At 60.1% G+C, this 15880-nt stretch carries 20 protein-coding genes; 5 read left to right on the top strand and 15 right to left on the bottom strand.

All coding sequences use genetic code 11. The features are described from left to right. Window positions 1-453: 453 nt before the first annotated feature. Complete coding sequence (locus B5E41_RS17535) at window positions 454-669, bottom strand: hypothetical protein (protein WP_088395508.1); 216 nt, start codon at window positions 667-669, stop codon at window positions 454-456. Between the two features lie 187 nt (window positions 670-856). Between B5E41_RS17535 and msrB the strand changes: the two genes are divergently transcribed. After that, a complete protein-coding gene (msrB, locus tag B5E41_RS17530; protein WP_064801305.1) occupies window positions 857-1270 on the top strand; it encodes a peptide-methionine (R)-S-oxide reductase MsrB in 414 nt (137 codons plus the stop codon). 172 nt (window positions 1271-1442) lie between these two features. Here msrB and B5E41_RS17525 read toward each other — a convergent pair whose 3' ends face one another. The 4 genes from B5E41_RS17525 to B5E41_RS17510 form a co-directional block, all read right to left on the bottom strand. Then, window positions 1443-1808, bottom strand: a complete 366-nt coding sequence (locus tag B5E41_RS17525) for an SPW repeat protein (RefSeq protein WP_088395406.1) — start codon at window positions 1806-1808, stop codon at window positions 1443-1445. A 16-nt stretch (window positions 1809-1824) separates the two neighbouring features. After that, window positions 1825-2073, bottom strand: coding sequence for a hypothetical protein (locus B5E41_RS17520; protein WP_088395405.1), 249 nt, complete (start codon window positions 2071-2073; stop codon window positions 1825-1827). Between the two features lie 66 nt (window positions 2074-2139). Continuing rightward, on the bottom strand, window positions 2140-2649 hold the full coding sequence (locus tag B5E41_RS17515) for an Hsp20/alpha crystallin family protein (RefSeq protein ID WP_088395404.1): 510 nt from the start codon (window positions 2647-2649) through the stop codon (window positions 2140-2142). A 79-nt stretch (window positions 2650-2728) separates the two neighbouring features. Then, window positions 2729-3208: an Hsp20 family protein gene (locus tag B5E41_RS17510; protein WP_088395403.1), complete on the bottom strand. Its 480-nt coding sequence runs from the start codon at window positions 3206-3208 to the stop codon at window positions 2729-2731. Between the two features lie 214 nt (window positions 3209-3422). Between B5E41_RS17510 and B5E41_RS17505 the strand changes: the two genes are divergently transcribed. Continuing rightward, complete coding sequence (locus tag B5E41_RS17505) at window positions 3423-3644, top strand: hypothetical protein (protein WP_088395402.1); 222 nt, start codon at window positions 3423-3425, stop codon at window positions 3642-3644. 37 nt (window positions 3645-3681) lie between these two features. On the opposite strand, the gene B5E41_RS17500 is transcribed toward B5E41_RS17505, so the two are convergent. From B5E41_RS17500 to groES, 5 genes are all read right to left on the bottom strand, one after another. After that, window positions 3682-5892 carry an amylo-alpha-1,6-glucosidase gene (locus B5E41_RS17500; RefSeq protein WP_088395401.1) on the bottom strand — a complete coding sequence of 737 codons (2211 nt, stop codon included), beginning with the start codon at window positions 5890-5892 and terminating at the stop codon, window positions 3682-3684. A gap of 15 nt (window positions 5893-5907) precedes the next feature. After that, window positions 5908-7002 (bottom strand): glycosyltransferase family 4 protein, encoded by a 1095-nt coding sequence (locus tag B5E41_RS17495; RefSeq protein WP_088395400.1) that lies wholly within the window; start codon window positions 7000-7002, stop codon window positions 5908-5910. 86 nt (window positions 7003-7088) lie between these two features. Further along, entirely contained in the window at window positions 7089-7511 is a 423-nt protein-coding gene (locus tag B5E41_RS32290; protein ID WP_088395399.1) for a hypothetical protein, read from the bottom strand. A 93-nt stretch (window positions 7512-7604) separates the two neighbouring features. Continuing rightward, window positions 7605-9233, bottom strand: coding sequence for a chaperonin GroEL (groL, locus tag B5E41_RS17485; RefSeq protein ID WP_088395398.1), 1629 nt, complete (start codon window positions 9231-9233; stop codon window positions 7605-7607). Window positions 9234-9284: 51 nt separating this feature from the next. Beyond that, the gene (groES, locus tag B5E41_RS17480) at window positions 9285-9599 is read right to left on the bottom strand and encodes a co-chaperone GroES (RefSeq protein ID WP_064706626.1); all 315 of its coding nucleotides are present in this window, start codon (window positions 9597-9599) and stop codon (window positions 9285-9287) included. Window positions 9600-9879: 280 nt separating this feature from the next. Between groES and B5E41_RS17475 the strand changes: the two genes are divergently transcribed. Beyond that, window positions 9880-10152 (top strand): usg protein, encoded by a 273-nt coding sequence (locus B5E41_RS17475; protein ID WP_088395397.1) that lies wholly within the window; start codon window positions 9880-9882, stop codon window positions 10150-10152. A 62-nt stretch (window positions 10153-10214) separates the two neighbouring features. On the opposite strand, the gene B5E41_RS17470 is transcribed toward B5E41_RS17475, so the two are convergent. From B5E41_RS17470 to B5E41_RS17455, 4 genes are all read right to left on the bottom strand, one after another. Then, a complete protein-coding gene (locus B5E41_RS17470) occupies window positions 10215-10916 on the bottom strand; it encodes a pentapeptide repeat-containing protein (protein WP_088395507.1) in 702 nt (233 codons plus the stop codon). Window positions 10917-11106: 190 nt separating this feature from the next. Beyond that, window positions 11107-11658: a GNAT family N-acetyltransferase gene (locus B5E41_RS17465; RefSeq protein WP_088395396.1), complete on the bottom strand. Its 552-nt coding sequence runs from the start codon at window positions 11656-11658 to the stop codon at window positions 11107-11109. 76 nt (window positions 11659-11734) lie between these two features. Beyond that, the gene (trhA, locus tag B5E41_RS17460) at window positions 11735-12403 is read right to left on the bottom strand and encodes a PAQR family membrane homeostasis protein TrhA (protein ID WP_088395395.1); all 669 of its coding nucleotides are present in this window, start codon (window positions 12401-12403) and stop codon (window positions 11735-11737) included. A 134-nt stretch (window positions 12404-12537) separates the two neighbouring features. After that, on the bottom strand, window positions 12538-12957 hold the full coding sequence (locus tag B5E41_RS17455) for a universal stress protein (protein WP_088395394.1): 420 nt from the start codon (window positions 12955-12957) through the stop codon (window positions 12538-12540). Between the two features lie 278 nt (window positions 12958-13235). On the opposite strand from B5E41_RS17455, the gene B5E41_RS17450 reads away from it, so the two are divergent. Further along, a complete protein-coding gene (locus B5E41_RS17450; protein WP_088395506.1) occupies window positions 13236-14096 on the top strand; it encodes a VOC family protein in 861 nt (286 codons plus the stop codon). Between the two features lie 7 nt (window positions 14097-14103). Here B5E41_RS17450 and B5E41_RS17445 read toward each other — a convergent pair whose 3' ends face one another. Further along, the gene (locus B5E41_RS17445; RefSeq protein WP_088395393.1) at window positions 14104-14487 is read right to left on the bottom strand and encodes a hypothetical protein; all 384 of its coding nucleotides are present in this window, start codon (window positions 14485-14487) and stop codon (window positions 14104-14106) included. Window positions 14488-14699: 212 nt separating this feature from the next. On the opposite strand from B5E41_RS17445, the gene B5E41_RS17440 reads away from it, so the two are divergent. Beyond that, entirely contained in the window at window positions 14700-15866 is a 1167-nt protein-coding gene (locus tag B5E41_RS17440; protein ID WP_088395392.1) for an AI-2E family transporter, read from the top strand. The last annotated feature ends 14 nt before the right edge of the window (window positions 15867-15880 follow it).

The raw sequence follows: 15880 nt of genomic DNA, 5'->3' as shown, positions 1-15880 counted from the left end.
TTTCTCCTGTTAGCATGCTCAAACGATCTTTGACTGTCACGCCAAAGACCCGCCTCGTAGAAGCGAACAGCAAAAGCACAGGAAGCAATCTTCTGTTTCGAAAAACGTGAAATCCACCCCTAGATTCCGAAGTCCGAGACCTGTTCTTATACTGCCTGACCGAAAACCACTACCGTCTTGCTCCAGGCGATGGCCCCAGTTAGACATTGAAAAATCAAAACTGAGGGACTTGGAAGCAGTACGATTGTAGTTCACAATCAGAATTCTACTTGCATTTTCAAATACCATCGTTTGGCCGAAAGGCCAATTATTATTTGTCGTTTTTCTTGAGAAAAAATGGCTGATGAAGAATTATAGGACTTTAGCCCAAGCTTTACTCACAGCTTCCTGTGCATAAGTTCGGCGTAAAACAGGTTAAGACCCCAATAGCATGGGCTGAGAGAGTTGCCGTGATCAGGCCGGCGAGCGGGAGAGACGCGTCAGCAGCCGAACGACCGAACCGTGCAGGATGAACAGCAGAAGCGTCAGCGGCCAGAGCAGGCAGGCGAGAAGTCCGGCGAGACGATGGAACGTCAAACCGGCATGATTGGCCCAGCCCTCCAGCAGCGTGGCGGCCATGGCGGTCACGGCGACGAGGCCGTAGAGCAGGACGATTGCGGCTTCAAACACCAATGGCTCCTCAATGCACGTAACATTAACCCTAACAGAAAACCCTTAATAGATGTAAAAGCAGACGTCTTCCCTGATAGCTGCATGCCGCGATCCCCGCGGCCCGGCGCCGGAGGCTTGATGAAACAAAGATGGCGCACCACATTTCTCGCGAAACGGAACCGCCCCTCGGCGAAAGGAGCACGTCATGTCCGAAACTGCAACCACCGCCAAGATCCATAAGTCAGACGCCGAATGGAAAGAGCAGCTCACGCCCGAGCAATACCGCATCACTCGCCAGCACGGCACCGAACGCGCCTTCACCGGCCCCTACTGGGATTCCTTCGAGACGGGGCTCTACCGCTGCGTCGGCTGCAACGCGCCGCTTTTCCGCTCCGACACGAAATTCGACGCCGGCTGCGGCTGGCCGAGCTATTTCGAAGCGGTCTCTCCCGATGCCGTGACCGAGCATCGCGACACGAGCTACGGCATGGTGCGCACTGAAATCCGCTGCGGCACCTGCGACGCCCATCTCGGCCACGTCTTTCCCGACGGCCCGCCGCCGACCGGCCTGCGCTACTGCATCAACGGCCATGCCATGGTGTTCGAGCCGGGGGAATAGGCGCTGAGGCAATGATCGGCAATCTGCCGCCCGTGGCGCCGCGCATCCGTCAATGGCGATCACCGCGTCGCGCCGTCAACCAGTCTGATCGGCCGCCAAGCCTTTCCTCCAGGAGTGGCTGGCGAAGAGATAAGGAGAACGGGCCCGGACACCCGAGCCCGTTCGCACTCAGTCATGCGGCCGACAACGGATGGTTATGACTGAACCAGATGCTGCCCGCTGCGAGGGCAGCAACGACCAGGCCGGCAATCACATGCGCCCACATGGCCGCTGTCACGGCTGAAAAGCCGAGGAGCCACGGAGCTATCACAGCCCATAGCCCCAGGACCAGGTTGCACCATTCCTCGGCCTCATAGAAAGCGTAGAGAGCGGCAACGGCGATCAGGGTGATGGCCGCGCCAACGATCCACGCATTCCAGGCGGCATAGGTCTCAGCGGCGAAACCGAACAGCCATGGCGAGATCAGAAGGCCAAGACCGGCAACGATATTGACGATATCGAAAGCCGTCCGGTTGTTGGAAGACAGAGACTTCAGCATCGATCATTTCTCCTTCTTAGTTGGTTGCATCATCAATGGCCGCCTCCTGCGGGCAGAAGACGGTTGCGGCGGCAGCGTTGAAATCACCATCGCCGCAAAGCTCGGTGATCGTGTAGTGGGAAGCCAGAAATGAGATGCGGGAGGCGCTGTTCCCTTGGAACTGCGGAACTGTGAAAGGAAGATGTCTGCGCCGATTGTCGCTCGAGGCGCAGAAGCGGGAGATCGATGCTGTGTTTTCGCGATGTATACGTCCGATAATCTTCATCGTTTATCCTCCCCAACCTGGTGAAGGATGAGCGACGGCCAGCCAAGTGGCCGGCCGCCGCGTTCGTCAGCTTCTGATGGCGATGCGCTTGACCTGTGACTGCGCCTTTTCGGTCTTAGGCAGAGTGACGGTCAGAACGCCGTTCTTAAAGGTGGCGTCGACCTGGTCTTCCTTGACCTCGGTGCCGAGCGGAATGCGTCGTTCGAAGCGGCCATAGTAGCGCTCCGAAAACTGCTTTTCCTTGTCTTCGGTTTCCGAACGCTTCTCACCCTTCAGCGTGAGCACGCCGTCATTGAGGAAGACCTCGATGTCCTTTTCCTCAAGACCGGGTACTTCGGCCGTCACCTTGATTTGCTGGTCGGTGTCGGAGATCTCGACGCTCGGCCAGCCGGCGCCAAAGCTGCTGGCGCCGCGAAGCGACGGCAGGCCGGAGCCGAAGCCGCGGAAAACATCATCGAACAGCCGGTTGACCTCGCGGTGGAGCGACAGGAAAGGATCGCGCTCGTCATCGCGAAGGAGACTCGGCATCTGATTGCCGTTGTTGCGGCCCCAGGGAATCAAATCACGAACACTCATGGCTCTACTCCTTTCTGGTGGTTCTTTCGCACGGTTGGCGCCAGTCGGCGCCTGGCGCCCCGTCCCTGCTATTGGACGCTTAGGCCGCTACCTGCTTCTCACCTTCGATCTGCTTTGTCTCGGCCTTGGGCAGCACCTCGTCGGCCTTGATCTCGATCTGGCACGGCTTCATCTCTTCGGGAATTTCGCGCTTGAGATCGATGGTCAGCAGACCGTTGACAAGCCCGGCATCGACCACCTTTACGTGGTCGGCCAGTTCGAACCGACGCTGGAACGAGCGCCCGGCAATGCCGCGATGCAGGTATTGAACATCTTCGCCGTTGTCCTTGTGCCCGGACACGATGAGCATGTTCTGCTCTTGGGTGATCACCAGCTCGTCCTGCGAGAAGCCGGCCACTGCCATGGCAATCCGGTAATCATCTTCACCGGTTTTGACGATATCGTAGGGCGGCCAGTTGTCGATTGTCTCGGCGCGGCCTGCAGCCTCAAGCGCGTTCAACATCCGCTCGAAGCCGATGCTCGACCGGAACAGGGGAGAGAAATCGAGGTTTGTCCTCATAGCCATATCCTCCTTGCAAGCAACATGGACACAAGGAGACGCCAAGAGCGACCGGCGTCTCCTGGACTTTCTGTCGATCCCTTTTGGGCGATCCACAATACTGATATAATTCAGTGCCTTACAGTTTCAAGGGGATCGAATTTCTCAGCGAAAAAATTTGATCTTTTCGAAGACGCCACCATATGTTTTGGAGCTTGAGCGAGGAGCAATGGTTATGACACTGACTTTACACGATGTCGTCGCCGTCCTTGGGCCCGCCGACAAAACGCTTGTGGCCGAGATCGTCGCGACAGGTGCAACCCAAGCCGAGCTTGCCGAGGCGTTTGCATGGGCCAACAACGACGAGGCCCTGGTGGGTGAAGGCCGGCATCTACCGACCGGCAGGGTTGCTGCGCTTGTTGACCTGCTGAGGTCGGACGAAGAGGAACCGGATTAGAAAGGCGGTTGATCCGCCTTGCCTGCACCGTCCTTCATCAGGCCGTGGTGAGCACGCTGACATTGCCCTGTCGATTGATGACATCGACCACAACCTGGTGTCGAGACCGACGGATGGCCACGTCAGCCGAGCAATTGCCGATCAGCAGACGCCGCAAGATCACCTCGTCGAGAAACGAGGGAAGCCGCGGCACGCTGAAGCTGATCTGCAAACTATTCGGATCGAAGTCGAGGCCGAGGCAGGATTGCAGCAGCGACAAAGGGGCTGCTGCTGCCCATGCTTGCGGCGAGCAGGCAACCGGATAAGAGGTCGGTCCGCGTGCGCGTTGACGTGGCAGGCCGCAGAGGAGTTCGGGAAGCCGCCGCAGGTCGATATAGGTCGCAGCGGCAAACAGCCCCTCGAAGATTCGTGCGGCTTCGGCGCGATAGCCATAGCGGGCAAGACCACTGGCAATCATGGCATTGTCATGCGGCCAGATCGAGCCATTGTGATAGCTCATAGGATTATAACGTGCTTCGGTCGAGGGAATGGTCCGGATGCCCCAGCCACAGAAGGACGAAGCACTCATAAGGGTGCGGGTCACCTGTGCGACCCGTTCAGGATAAGCAATACCGGTGAACAGAGCATGGCCGGCATTGGAGGATCGGACCCGGCAAGGCCGTTTATCACCGTCGAGAGCCAATACATAGGTGCCAAGTTCCTCATCGAAGAAGCTCATGTCGAAGGCGCGGCGCAGTCCTTCCGCGCGCGCAAGAAAGCTCGCCGCGCGTTCCGGCTTGCCCCTCCACCGGAAGATTTCGGCAGCACTTTGCCAAGCGCCGTAGACATAGGCTTGGACTTCGGCGATCGCGATCGGGCCTCGGGCCAACGTGCCATCGGCATGGAAGACCGAGTCGTTGCTATCCTTCCACGCCTGATTGATCAGTCCTTCTTCCGTCAGCCGCCCGTATTCGACGAAGCCGTCACCATCGCGATCGCCGTGTTCGTCGATCCAGGTCAGTGCCGCTTCGACATGAGGCAGGATGCGATCGATGGTCGCAAGATCACCGGTTCGTTTAAGATAGTCGCCGGCCAGCATCACGAAGAGCGGCGTCGAGTCGATGCTGCCGTAGTAACGCCGGAATGGAACCTCGCCGAGTTCGGCCATTTCGCCGCAACGGACTTCGTGCAGGATCTTGCCGGGCTCGGCGTCTGAAGCGGGATCGACGTTCGTCGCCTGATTGGCGGCAAGATGACCGAGAACCCCGCGAGCGATCTCCGGATCGAGCCAAAGTGTCTGAAGCGCCGTGATCAGGGCGTCGCGGCCGAAAACGGTGCTGAACCAGGGAATACCGGCATAAGGATAGGGGCCTTCCGGCTTGTCGGTGATCAGCATGTAGAGGTCGGAGGCGCTGCGTCGCGCGACTTCGTTGAAGATCTCGTTGGAGGTTGTGACCGACGCCGCGCGTGAGGAGGAGGCACGCAACGCACGTCGGGCATCCCGCAAGGTCAGGAAGAAGGAAAGGCGGCTCAGCCGTTCGGCGGAGGTATGGTCGCAGCCGATCTGCATGAAGAGCGATTTGGTCTCGTGCGGCTCCAGCTGGAGGTCGTAAGTAACAATGTCGCTACGAATCTCGGCCGGTTCCGGCATGAAGGAAAGGCGCGTCGACCGCTTGCGATCGTCCAGGCCAACATAGGAAAGCAGGATCCAATCCTGTTCCACGACGGCGGGAAGATGGCGCCCTCTTCTTGCTCTTGCGGTGCCGCGGACTTCGAAAAGATCGGCGAAATCGGCCCCGAAAGAGATCTGAATGCGAACATGTTGCCGCCGCTCGTCATAATTCCTCACGGCCAGCCGTTCATAACAACAGGCATTCCAGAGAAAGCGCGATCTGCGCAGATGAATCACGTCATGGCCCAGAACCAGCCTTCCCTTCTCATCGAACTGATCAGGATTGGTGAGATCGCAGGTCAGCGTGGCATTGTCATCCCGCAGCGTCGACGACAGAAGCATCGGCCGCTGTTCGTTGATCGTCAGATAAAGATGCGAGAGATGACGGGTGTCCTGGTGGAAAAGGCCTTCCGGACTGCCGGGACCGGAAAGAGCATCGCCATTATGGTCGAAGACGGCGAAAGTATCGCCGTGCTTCAAGGTACGCGGCCGGCGCTCCTGCAGCGATGCGGCGGCCGGAATGAAGAACTGAGCGACAGGCACCGCCAGGCCCGACGATGCTGTGGCGGGGTTGCTGTCCGCAGACAGGTTCGACATGGTCTCCTCCTTGCCTCAGGCGACAGCCTGCAGGTCGAGCGCTTGACCATTCGACCGGCGGATCGGCGCGGCTTTGATGCGAACGCCCGGCAGGTTGCGATAGATGTCGAGATAATCGCACGCCATTCGCTGTGCGGTGAAGCGCTTTTCAAACGCGGCACGCACCTTCTGCCGATCGAGGCGGAGTGCCCATTCGACGTTTTCGGCCGCCTCGGTGACGCTGTCGACGAGGATGCCGGAGATGCCGTTGTCAATGACCTCGGGAACCGAGCCACAGCCGAAAGCAATGACCGGTGTGCCGCAGGCCATGGCTTCGATCATCACCAGCCCGAATGGCTCCGGCCAGTCGATCGGGAAGAGCAGAGCGCCTGCATTTCCCAGGAAGTCAGCTTTCTCACGTTCGTCGATCTCGCCGATAAATTCTACATTAGGATGGCTCTTGACCATCGGCTCGATGACGGTTTCCCAATAGGCCCTGTCGACATTATCGATCTTGGCGGCGATCTTCAACGGCATTCCGACCTTTGCCGCGATCTGAATGGCGCGGTCCGGGCGTTTTTCTGGCGAAATACGACCAAGGAAGGCAAGGTAATTGCCCCTTGGATCCGCCGTGAAGGGAAGAAGATCGGCCGGCAGACCATGATAGACTGTTCCGCGCCAGTCGACCGGAGGCATCGGACGGCGCTGATCATTGGAGATCGACACCAGTGGAATATCGGGGAACGTGCCGTAGAACGGCTTGAGATCCGGCAAGTCGAGTCGCCCGTGCAGCGTTGTCACCGTCCGATCGGCAAAATCGCGGATCAGCGGGAAATGCAGCAGGTCGATGTGGAAATGCAGCACGTCGAACTCGTGCGCCCGCTGTCGGATCTCCTCCAGCATCACGACCTGATGTGGCAGATGGTCCCTGACCGCCGGATTGAGCCGCAAGGCGACGTCCGCACACGCCACGAGTCTCGCCCGGGTGACGGAATCGCCGCTGGCAAAGAGCGTGACCTCGTGCCCCTGTGCGACGAGTTCTTCAGTAAGGTAGGAAACGATCCGCTCCGTTCCCCCGTAGAGCTTCGGCGGAACGCTCTCGGCGAGCGGTGCAATCTGAGCGATCTTCATCGGCAAAACCTCCTCAGTTGAGCAAAGAGCCGTCGGCAAAAATCATGCCCGCGTCCTCGAGAGGCACACGGCGGGTCAGACGAGGGTCAGGTTTCGAACAGCGGTCGACGCCGTCCTCCTTTCCAGTAACTGCACAAGCCAAGCCCGGGCAGTCGGCGTGCGGGCGGTTTTCGACGGCGGATCCTATGGCAACTCAGGGACGCGGACGTATCCTGCCTCGCGGGCGGTCGATCGCCATTATCCAAAGCCTTCAGCGCTTCAAGGATCTCGTCATAGGATACAGCTCTTTCGGCACCGGGGTAAAGGCGGAGCGCTGGTACGGATTCGACTGCGAAGATATCGGATGCCCATGAAGCGAGAATTGCCCGCTTCTCGTCGTTGTCGATCTCGGCGGCGGCAAGCACGTCACGCGGGTGACCGAAATGCTTCGCCGGATGAAGCAGATGCGCCGCGCTTATGGCTGCCACGGCATTCTGCTGTACGGAATTGCTGATGTGTTCCTTTCTCATAGCTTGGCTCCATTGATGTCGACCGATGGAACTTGTTAATTCGATAGTGCGTAGAACGGCCCGCCCCGATGGCAGAGCGGGCCGAGCGATCGCTTAGAAGTCCATGCCGGCGCCGGCCGGCACGGCCGGGGCAGCTTCCTTCTTCGGCTTCTCGGCGATCATCGCCTCTGTCGTCACCAGCAGGCCGGCAACCGAAGCTGCGTCCTGCAGTGCGGTGCGAACGACCTTGGCCGGATCGATGACGCCCTGCGCGTAGAGGTCGCCATATTCGCCTGTCTGGGCGTTCCAGCCATAGGAGAATTCGCTCTTCGCGCGGAGCTTGCCGACGATGATGGAGCCCTCCGCACCGGCGTTTTCGGCGATCTGGCGAACCGGTGCCTCGATCGCCCGGCGAACGATGTCGACGCCGACGCGCTGGTCGTCATTGGCAGTCTTGATCGCGTCGAGCGCCTTGACCGCGCGCAGCAGCGCCACGCCACCGCCAGGCAGAATGCCTTCTTCGACCGCCGCCCTTGTTGCATGCAGCGCGTCGTCGACGCGATCCTTCTTTTCCTTCACTTCGACTTCCGTCGAGCCGCCGACGCGGATGACGGCAACGCCGCCGGCGAGCTTGGCAAGACGTTCCTGCAGCTTCTCGCGGTCGTAGTCGGAAGTGGTCTCTTCGATCTGGGCGCGGATCTGAGCGGTGCGACCGTCAAGTTCCGCCTTCGAACCGGCACCATCGATGATGGTGGTGTTTTCCTTCTCGATCGCCACCTTCTTGGCCCGGCCGAGCATGTTGAGCGTCACATTCTCGAGCTTGATGCCGAGGTCTTCGGAGATGACGGTGCCGCCGGTCAGGATGGCGATGTCTTCGAGCATGGCCTTGCGGCGGTCGCCGAAGCCGGGCGCCTTGACGGCAGCGATCTTCAGGCCGCCGCGCAGCTTGTTGACGACAAGCGTGGCAAGGGCTTCGCCTTCGACATCTTCGGCGATGATCAGAAGCGGCTTGCCGGATTGGACGACAGCTTCGAGAACCGGAAGCATCGACTGCAGGTTCGACAGCTTTTTCTCGTGAATGAGGATATAGGGATCCTCCAGTTCGACCCGCATCTTGTCCTGATTGGTGACGAAGTAGGGGCTGAGGTAGCCGCGGTCGAACTGCATGCCTTCGACGACTTCGAGTTCGGTTTCGGCGGTCTTGGCTTCTTCAACGGTGATGACGCCTTCGTTGCCGACCTTCTCCATAGCTTCCGCGAGGTAACGACCGATCTCGGAATCACCATTGGCGGAGATCGTACCGACCTGGGCAATTTCGGAATTGTTGGAGATCTTACGGGCGTTGTTCTTCAACTCCTTGACGACGGCGTCGACGGCGAGATCGATGCCGCGCTTCAGATCCATCGGGTTCATGCCCGAGGCAACAGCTTTGGCGCCTTCCTTGACGATAGCCTGGGCGAGAACCGTCGCAGTCGTGGTGCCGTCGCCGGCGAGATCATTGGTCTTTGATGCCACTTCGCGCAGCATCTGGGCACCCATGTTCTCGAACTTGTCTTCAAGTTCGATTTCCTTGGCGACGGAAACGCCGTCCTTGGTGATACGCGGCGCGCCGAAGGACTTATCGATCACGACGTTGCGGCCCTTCGGACCCAGCGTCACCTTCACTGCATTGGCCAGCACATCGACCCCACGCAGCATGCGTTCACGGGCATCGCTATGAAATTTGACTTCTTTCGCAGCCATTCTGTAACTCCTTCAATAGGCAGCTTTTTTGACTAATGCGCGGAAATCGCCTCAGGCGGCGATCTTTTCGGCGGCCTGGGCTTCAATAATGCCCATGACATCGCTTTCCTTCATGATCAGCAGGTCTTCGCCGTTGATCTTGATCTCGGTGCCGGACCACTTGCCGAACAAGATGCGATCGCCGACCTTGACGTCGAGCGCCTGGATCTGGCCGGCATCGTTGCGGGCACCTGGGCCGACGGCGATGACTTCGCCTTCCTGCGGCTTTTCCTTGGCAGTGTCGGGAATGATGATGCCGCCCTTGGTCTTTTCCTCGGAATCGACGCGGCGGACGAGAATGCGGTCATGAAGCGGTCGGAACGACATGTCTTCCTCCAATGGACAAACAATAATGATGTTGTTCCCCTGGCCGGACCGGATGACCAGTCCGGGCGGGTGCAAAACCTCGATCGAGCGTTCTGCGCGCAATGATCTGGTTTTGCGCTTTTTCCATTTCAAGAGGGCGCCATAAAAAAATTAGCACTCACTCGAAGTTGCTGCTAACATCATGTAAAGGAACAATAAACAGGGTGGACGCGTTCGGAAATCCGTTGATGGCCGCAAAATTTTGCGCCACCTTTCGAGCGTCATGAAACGGAGATGAAGCATGCAATTTTCATCAGATCTGGAGCGTCAGCTGAACGGCTATGGACTGACCACCGCCCATATCCTCTATCGCATTCCTGATTTTGAATCCGTGCTGCAGACCTATGTCTGGCAGGATTACGACCTCGCCCCGGACTGTCCGGAGATGCACAAGTTTCTCGATTTCTGGCAGTCCACGCTCGACGGGCCGCTGCACTCGGTTCGCTACACCCATCAGCGACTGATCGGACCGAACGAATGGCGCCGCGTCATGGGCGAGTTCAAACTCCACTAGCTCAATCCGGCATTGATCGCAGCCCGATCATCCGGCCCGCGTGAACTGCAAAGCCCGACAAATCACTCGTGCTCGGCAGGGCATGGCCAAGTTGCCGGCGTCGAGAGGCCGGACGGCAGCTTGGTCGAGGCATCGCCGCAGGCCAGGTCAATCTGCGCCTGTTCGAGCCCGGCGGCAGCCGAGAGGTCCAGGCCTTCGATGCGGGTCAAGAACATGAAGGCGCGCTCGAACGTTGCCGGGCCTTCGAAGACGGCGCTGGAGAGATCGGCGCGGGAGAGATTGGCGAAAGAGAATTTCACCCCCGTCAGCACCGCCTTGTCGAAATCGGCGCGGCCGAGTTCGGCCTTTTCGAAGCTCGCGTCGGAGAGCCGGGCGCCGGCAAAATTGGCCCGCTGCAGCTCGGCGCCGGCAAAGGAAGCGCCTTCGGCGGCAATGTTGGCAAAGCTGGCGCGATAGGCCTCCACTTTGGCGAAGTTGGCCCCTTCGGCATGTGACCCCTCAAGCGAGGCACGCACCAAGCTCGCCTTTTCCAGGTTGGCGGATTTGAAATTCGAACCGCTGAGATCGGTCAGTGAGAAATCAGTGCTGAAGAGGTTGGCGCCTTGGAGATCACTGCCCTGCAGCATCAGGTTTTTCTTCGTGCATTCCTGCCAGTCGAGCTTCGGCGAGGCCGTGCTGCTGCAATCGGCAGCGCGTGTGGAGATCGGAGCGGAGGCGAGAAGAATGAGGGCAAGGAGGCCGAGCGGCGATCGATGCATTGCCATTGAACTGTTGATCTCCATGACGCTTATCACGCCGCCTCTCGCGAAGCAGGCGGCCTCTCTTTTCTACACAGCTCAGAATACAATAAAAAGATAGTGACCGCTCCGGCAATGATTTGCCGGTTCACTCCGTCCGGCGAGCGCTCATCCTCCTTTCCCCGGCAGGCCGTCGGCCTTGCCCCGAGCAGGCAGGTCAATCGGCCTCGCCGGGCAGACGGAGTTCCATGCAGGTCAGATCCAGCCAGCGGCCGAACTTGGTGCCGACCTCTGAAAATCTGCCGGCGACGCGGAAGCCGAGCTTTTCGTGCAGCCGGATCGAAGCAGCGTTGTCGGCCTCGATGCCGGCGATCATCACATGGATATTGGCGGCCGCCGCACGCGCGATCAATCCGCGCATCAGGGCCTCGCCGATGCCGGCACCGCGATGATCCTTGTCGACATAGACGGAATGTTCGACCGTGTGGCGATAGCCCTCGAAGGCGCGCCAGTCGCCATAGGAGGCGTAGCCCGCCACCTTGCCCGACTTCTCGGCGACAATGACCGGAAAGCCGCGGACCTTGCGCGCGCTCAGCCATTCTCGTCGGTTTTCGAGATCGACGAGCGTTTCGTTCCAGATCGCCGTCGTGTGCTCGACGGCATGATTGTAGATATCTCGGATGGCGGGAAGATCGGCTTCGGTGGCGTCGCGGAGAAGGATGGCGTCTGTCATGGTGGCCCGGTTCGGATTGACTGCGCGGGTTGGCATACGCCGCGGTTCAAAAGATGTAAACGGCTGATACAGCAGAGAAAGGCTTGCGGGTCGGCCTCGGGGATGCCGCAGCTCAGAACTCTGGCGTCGGCAGGCTGAAACAGGTGAAGACGGCGGAATAATGCACGGCCGCTGCAATGACGACGAAACCGTGCCAGATGGCGTTCTGGAAACGCAGTTTCTCCCAGACATGGAAGATGACGCCGAGCGAATAGATGACGCCGCCGATGACGATCAGCAGCATCGAAGCGGAGGGAATGCGCGCGGCGACAGGCCCCGCCACCAGCACGCCGCTCCAGCCCATGGCGAGGTAAAGCAGGATGGCGAGACGGTCGTATCGCCCTGGAAAGGCGCATTTCAGGACGATGCCGACGGCAGCGAACAGCCATATCGCCACCAGCATAAAGGAGAGCAGCGGATCGTCGGCGCCGCGTTCTAGGAATGGCGTATAGGTGGCGGCGATCAGGATGAAGATCGCCGAATGATCGAACCGGCGCAGGAACCATTTGGTGCGCGAGACCGGCCAGACGTTGTAGGAAAAGGAGATGGCAAGCGTCAGCACCAGTCCAACGCCATAGATCCAGGCGGCGGCGAGCGCGCCGTAGGTGCTCCAGACCGTGGCGTAGAAGATCAGCACGGTGGCGCCGATCAGCGCCAGCACGAGGCCGACGCCATGGACGATGCCATCGGCGATCAGCTCATATCTGTCGTAAGCCCAGCGAATACCGTTGAACTCGGCCATGCACGTCAACCCGTTTCGTACCCGATCGCGATGGTCGCACCGAACCGGCGAGGGCGCAACTGCGGCGCATCGTGCGGGCAGTAAATCTTCGTGACAGACCGCACAGGCCCCGCCCCCTCGACGGCGGCACGGATTCAGATCTTCTGCCGCTCGACCAGCACGGAGCACTTGGCGTGCCGCACGACGCGGTCGGCCGTGGCACCGATAAAGTAGTTGGAAAAGTCCGGAATATGCGAGGCGAGGATGATCAGGTCGGCGCCGTGGCTTTCGGCGGCCGCGATGATGGCCTTGGCCGGCGGGCCGTTGCGGATGTCGATCGTTGCCGCGACCCCGGTTGCGGCGACCAGCGCTTCCAGCTTGTCGCGGCCGTCCTTCATCGCGTCCTCGAGCATATTGGCCGGCAGTTCGATCGCGACATAGGTCGGTACATCCTCGACGACGTTGAGCGCGACGATCTGGCCGCCCGTGTCGAGCAGCGAGGCGGCCTTGCGGAGAATGTTCTCTCCCCTGTCGAGCCTGCCGAGCGCGATCGCCACGATGATTTTCCTGTACATGGCTCCCTCCATGACCGAGATGCATAAGCTTGCTCTGATGAAGATATGCACGCATTGACTGCGATCAAGCCGGTGCAGGTCATCGTCAACATCTGCTCAACGCTTCATCCTCAAAAACAAGCCTTCTGTGAACAATCGGGATGGGCCATATAGAGATCAAGTACGGCACCGAGGAGACCAGGCGCATGAACCGGCGACACCTCCTCGGATTTGCTACAGGCGGCATGGTTGCCGCCGCCGCCGGTACGCCTTCAACTGCCAAGGCAGGAGACCCATTGATGACGAGAGAAACATCCTATGCGCTGACGCGGCCTGCCTATATCGACCAGTCGCATCTCGTCGTTACCGACCTCGGTCTCGTGTCCGGCTTCTATCAGTCGATGCTCGGCCTGAAAGTCATCGAGAAGACGACCAGCGGCGAAGTGTTGGGTGTCGGGGGGCAGCCGCTGCTGACGCTGACGACGGCAAAGGACGCGGCAGTCGCGCCACGCAATGCCGCAGGCCTTTTCCACACCGCGTTCCTGGTGCCCGACCGCACCGAACTGGCGCGATGGCTGCGCCACGCCGCCCACAACAACGTCGTGCTCGACGGCGCCTCGGACCATCTCGTCAGCGAGGCGATCTATCTGTCCGACCCCGAGGGCAACGGCATCGAAATCTATGCCGACCGGCCGCACAAGGGATGGAAATTCCTTGAGGACGGCATGGTCGAAATGGCGACGCAGCGCCTTGACCTGCAGGCGCTCTATAATAGCGCATCGGAGGATCGCTGGGACGGCATGGCTGAGGGAACAGCGATCGGCCATCTGCACCTGCAGGTGGGCGATATCCCGCAGGCCGACGCCTTCTATCGGGACGTGCTCGACCTCAAGCTGATGGCCCGTTATCCCGGCGCGAGCTTCTTTGCCACCGGCGGCTATCACCACCATCTCGCAGCCAACATCTGGAACAGCCGGGGCGCCACTGCCCGCGCCGACAATATGACCGGGCTGTCGGATTACCGGATCCGTTTCAACGACAAGGCGATGCTCGACGCGGCGGTCTCCAGGTTCGACGCTCTGGAGATCAACAGCGAGAAGCGCGATGGCGGCGTTTTCCTCAAGGATCCCTGGGGCATTGGCCTGACGCTTTCGGCCTGACCCTGCACTATTGGACCTTCTCGGTTCCTGAGGGCGTCGTCACCTGCGTCGGTCCGCCGCCGTTTCCGCTCGGCGTTGGCGACCGGTCTGTCGCTTCGGGCGGCCGTGCAGGGCCGGAGGCCGGGTCGTTGTTGAAGGCGGCGGGACCGGAGGGCTGCGTATTGATCGGATCAGGCTTGGTCGAAGCCGTTGCCGTCGGATCATTGTTGCTGGGATTGGGCCAGATCGCAACGCTCACGCCGGCAATGATGAGAACTGCCGCGCCCGCCACAAGAACGGTCCAAACCCACCAACGCCGCTGATCGGCGGCTTTCAGCCTCGCCTCGTCCGCATAGGGGGGATCGGTCGAATAGGTCTCGGTGGTTTTCGTCTCATCGGGATCTGCAATCATGAGCACTCTCCTTCCGAAGTCGAACGCCGGCAACTGCGAGCTTGTTCCAGCGGCAGGATCAAATCGGCGCGAGCCGATGAAAGGGCGGATGCTTCAGCGCCCTTGCCCGCAGGCGGACCGATGTCTTTGCGATAGCGCCGCAGGCCGGCGGAACCGGAACCGCATCGGCGCGTTTTTGTGGCGAAGCAATGGGGCTTCGGGGACCTCACCGCATGGGCATCGCCAACGGCATCCGCAAACACGCAAAGAAGATCGCCATCGGCGAACGCCAAACCAGCGCCTGGGCTCAGTCGTTGCAGGAGACGGCGGAGGAACTGCCGTCTCCGCCCGTGCATCGGCTTGAGAAGGACGGGCTCGACATCAGCATGGCCTGGGCGATCATCGGCATCTTCGCCATCCTCGGCCTTGCCGCCGTCTACACGATGTCGCTGATCCTCATTCCCGTCACCCTTGCCGTCGTCGTCGGCATGATTCTCGGCCTCGCCGCTGAAAACCTGAGCAAAATGGGCGTGCCAAGGCTTGCCAACGCCTTCCTTCTGTCAAGCAGCGTCGCCTTGGTCATCGTCCTGCTGGTCAGCTCGCTTGCCGATCCGCTGGCGACGCTTGCCAACGAAGCCCCGGCTTTCGTCGAGCGGATGATCAGCCGCATCATGCCCTATCTGGAGCGCATCGAATGGCTGCACATCACGCCGGCGACGTTTGAAAGCGGGCCAATGTCAATCGGCGCGCTGCTCGAAAACACCGGTAACGTGCTGCATGTGGTAACGACAAGCCTGACGCCGGCGTTGGTACAGGGGCTAATCTTCTTCGCCGCGCTGCTGCTCTTCCTTGCCAGCCGGGTCAATCTTCGCAAGACGATCATCATGACCTTCCGCACCCGCCCACAACGGCTGGCGGCGATCCGTGTCATCAACGCGGTCGAGCAGGTGCTCGGCTTCTATTTCGCCACCGCCTCGCTGATCTATGTCGGGCTTGGCGTCGTCATGACGATCATCGCCTATGCAGGCGGATTGTCGGCGCCGGTGCTCTGGGGCTTCTTCGCCTTCCTGTCGAGCTTCATTCCCTATCTCGGCATCACGCTGATGACGCTTTCCGTCGCCATTGCCGGCATCATCACCTATGACGGCTTCATCGTCGGTCTGGTGCCGGCGGCGGCCTTCTTCACGGTGCATCTCGTCATGGAGAACCTGATCTTTCCGGCGGTCATGGGCCGGCGGCTGGAAATCAATCCCTTTATCGTCTTTCTCGCCATCCTGTTCTGGACCTGGATGTGGGGCGCCGTCGGCGCAATGCTGGCGCTGCCGCTGTCGCTGATCGTCATGACCATCATCGAGGAACTGCTGATCGAGGAAAAACCGCAGCCGCAATTGCCGAAGTGATCAAGCGAGGAGAC

Origin of the sequence: Rhizobium esperanzae, assembly GCF_002204185.1 — a bacterium.
In the GTDB taxonomy this organism is placed as follows: Bacteria; Pseudomonadota; Alphaproteobacteria; order Rhizobiales; family Rhizobiaceae; genus Rhizobium; species Rhizobium esperanzae.
This window is presented reverse-complemented; position numbering and strand designations above follow the sequence as displayed.

What these genes read in the sequence shown, in the direction of transcription:
- msrB (WP_064801305.1), top strand. Translation starts at nt 857, where the DNA reads ATGTCCGAAACTGCAACCACCGCCAAGATCCATAAGTCAGACGCCGAA.
- B5E41_RS17525 (WP_088395406.1), bottom strand. Translation starts at nt 1,808, where the DNA reads ATGCTGAAGTCTCTGTCTTCCAACAACCGGACGGCTTTCGATATCGTC.
- B5E41_RS17520 (WP_088395405.1), bottom strand. Translation starts at nt 2,073, where the DNA reads ATGAAGATTATCGGACGTATACATCGCGAAAACACAGCATCGATCTCC.
- B5E41_RS17515 (WP_088395404.1), bottom strand. Translation starts at nt 2,649, where the DNA reads ATGAGTGTTCGTGATTTGATTCCCTGGGGCCGCAACAACGGCAATCAG.
- B5E41_RS17510 (WP_088395403.1), bottom strand. Translation starts at nt 3,208, where the DNA reads ATGAGGACAAACCTCGATTTCTCTCCCCTGTTCCGGTCGAGCATCGGC.
- B5E41_RS17505 (WP_088395402.1), top strand. Translation starts at nt 3,423, where the DNA reads ATGACACTGACTTTACACGATGTCGTCGCCGTCCTTGGGCCCGCCGAC.
- B5E41_RS17500 (WP_088395401.1), bottom strand. Translation starts at nt 5,892, where the DNA reads ATGTCGAACCTGTCTGCGGACAGCAACCCCGCCACAGCATCGTCGGGC.
- B5E41_RS17495 (WP_088395400.1), bottom strand. Translation starts at nt 7,002, where the DNA reads ATGAAGATCGCTCAGATTGCACCGCTCGCCGAGAGCGTTCCGCCGAAG.
- B5E41_RS32290 (WP_088395399.1), bottom strand. Translation starts at nt 7,511, where the DNA reads ATGAGAAAGGAACACATCAGCAATTCCGTACAGCAGAATGCCGTGGCA.
- groL (WP_088395398.1), bottom strand. Translation starts at nt 9,233, where the DNA reads ATGGCTGCGAAAGAAGTCAAATTTCATAGCGATGCCCGTGAACGCATG.
- groES (WP_064706626.1), bottom strand. Translation starts at nt 9,599, where the DNA reads ATGTCGTTCCGACCGCTTCATGACCGCATTCTCGTCCGCCGCGTCGAT.
- B5E41_RS17475 (WP_088395397.1), top strand. Translation starts at nt 9,880, where the DNA reads ATGCAATTTTCATCAGATCTGGAGCGTCAGCTGAACGGCTATGGACTG.
- B5E41_RS17470 (WP_088395507.1), bottom strand. Translation starts at nt 10,916, where the DNA reads ATGGCAATGCATCGATCGCCGCTCGGCCTCCTTGCCCTCATTCTTCTC.
- B5E41_RS17465 (WP_088395396.1), bottom strand. Translation starts at nt 11,658, where the DNA reads ATGCCAACCCGCGCAGTCAATCCGAACCGGGCCACCATGACAGACGCC.
- trhA (WP_088395395.1), bottom strand. Translation starts at nt 12,403, where the DNA reads ATGGCCGAGTTCAACGGTATTCGCTGGGCTTACGACAGATATGAGCTG.
- B5E41_RS17455 (WP_088395394.1), bottom strand. Translation starts at nt 12,957, where the DNA reads ATGTACAGGAAAATCATCGTGGCGATCGCGCTCGGCAGGCTCGACAGG.
- B5E41_RS17450 (WP_088395506.1), top strand. Translation starts at nt 13,236, where the DNA reads ATGACGAGAGAAACATCCTATGCGCTGACGCGGCCTGCCTATATCGAC.
- B5E41_RS17445 (WP_088395393.1), bottom strand. Translation starts at nt 14,487, where the DNA reads ATGATTGCAGATCCCGATGAGACGAAAACCACCGAGACCTATTCGACC.
- B5E41_RS17440 (WP_088395392.1), top strand. Translation starts at nt 14,700, where the DNA reads ATGGGCATCGCCAACGGCATCCGCAAACACGCAAAGAAGATCGCCATC.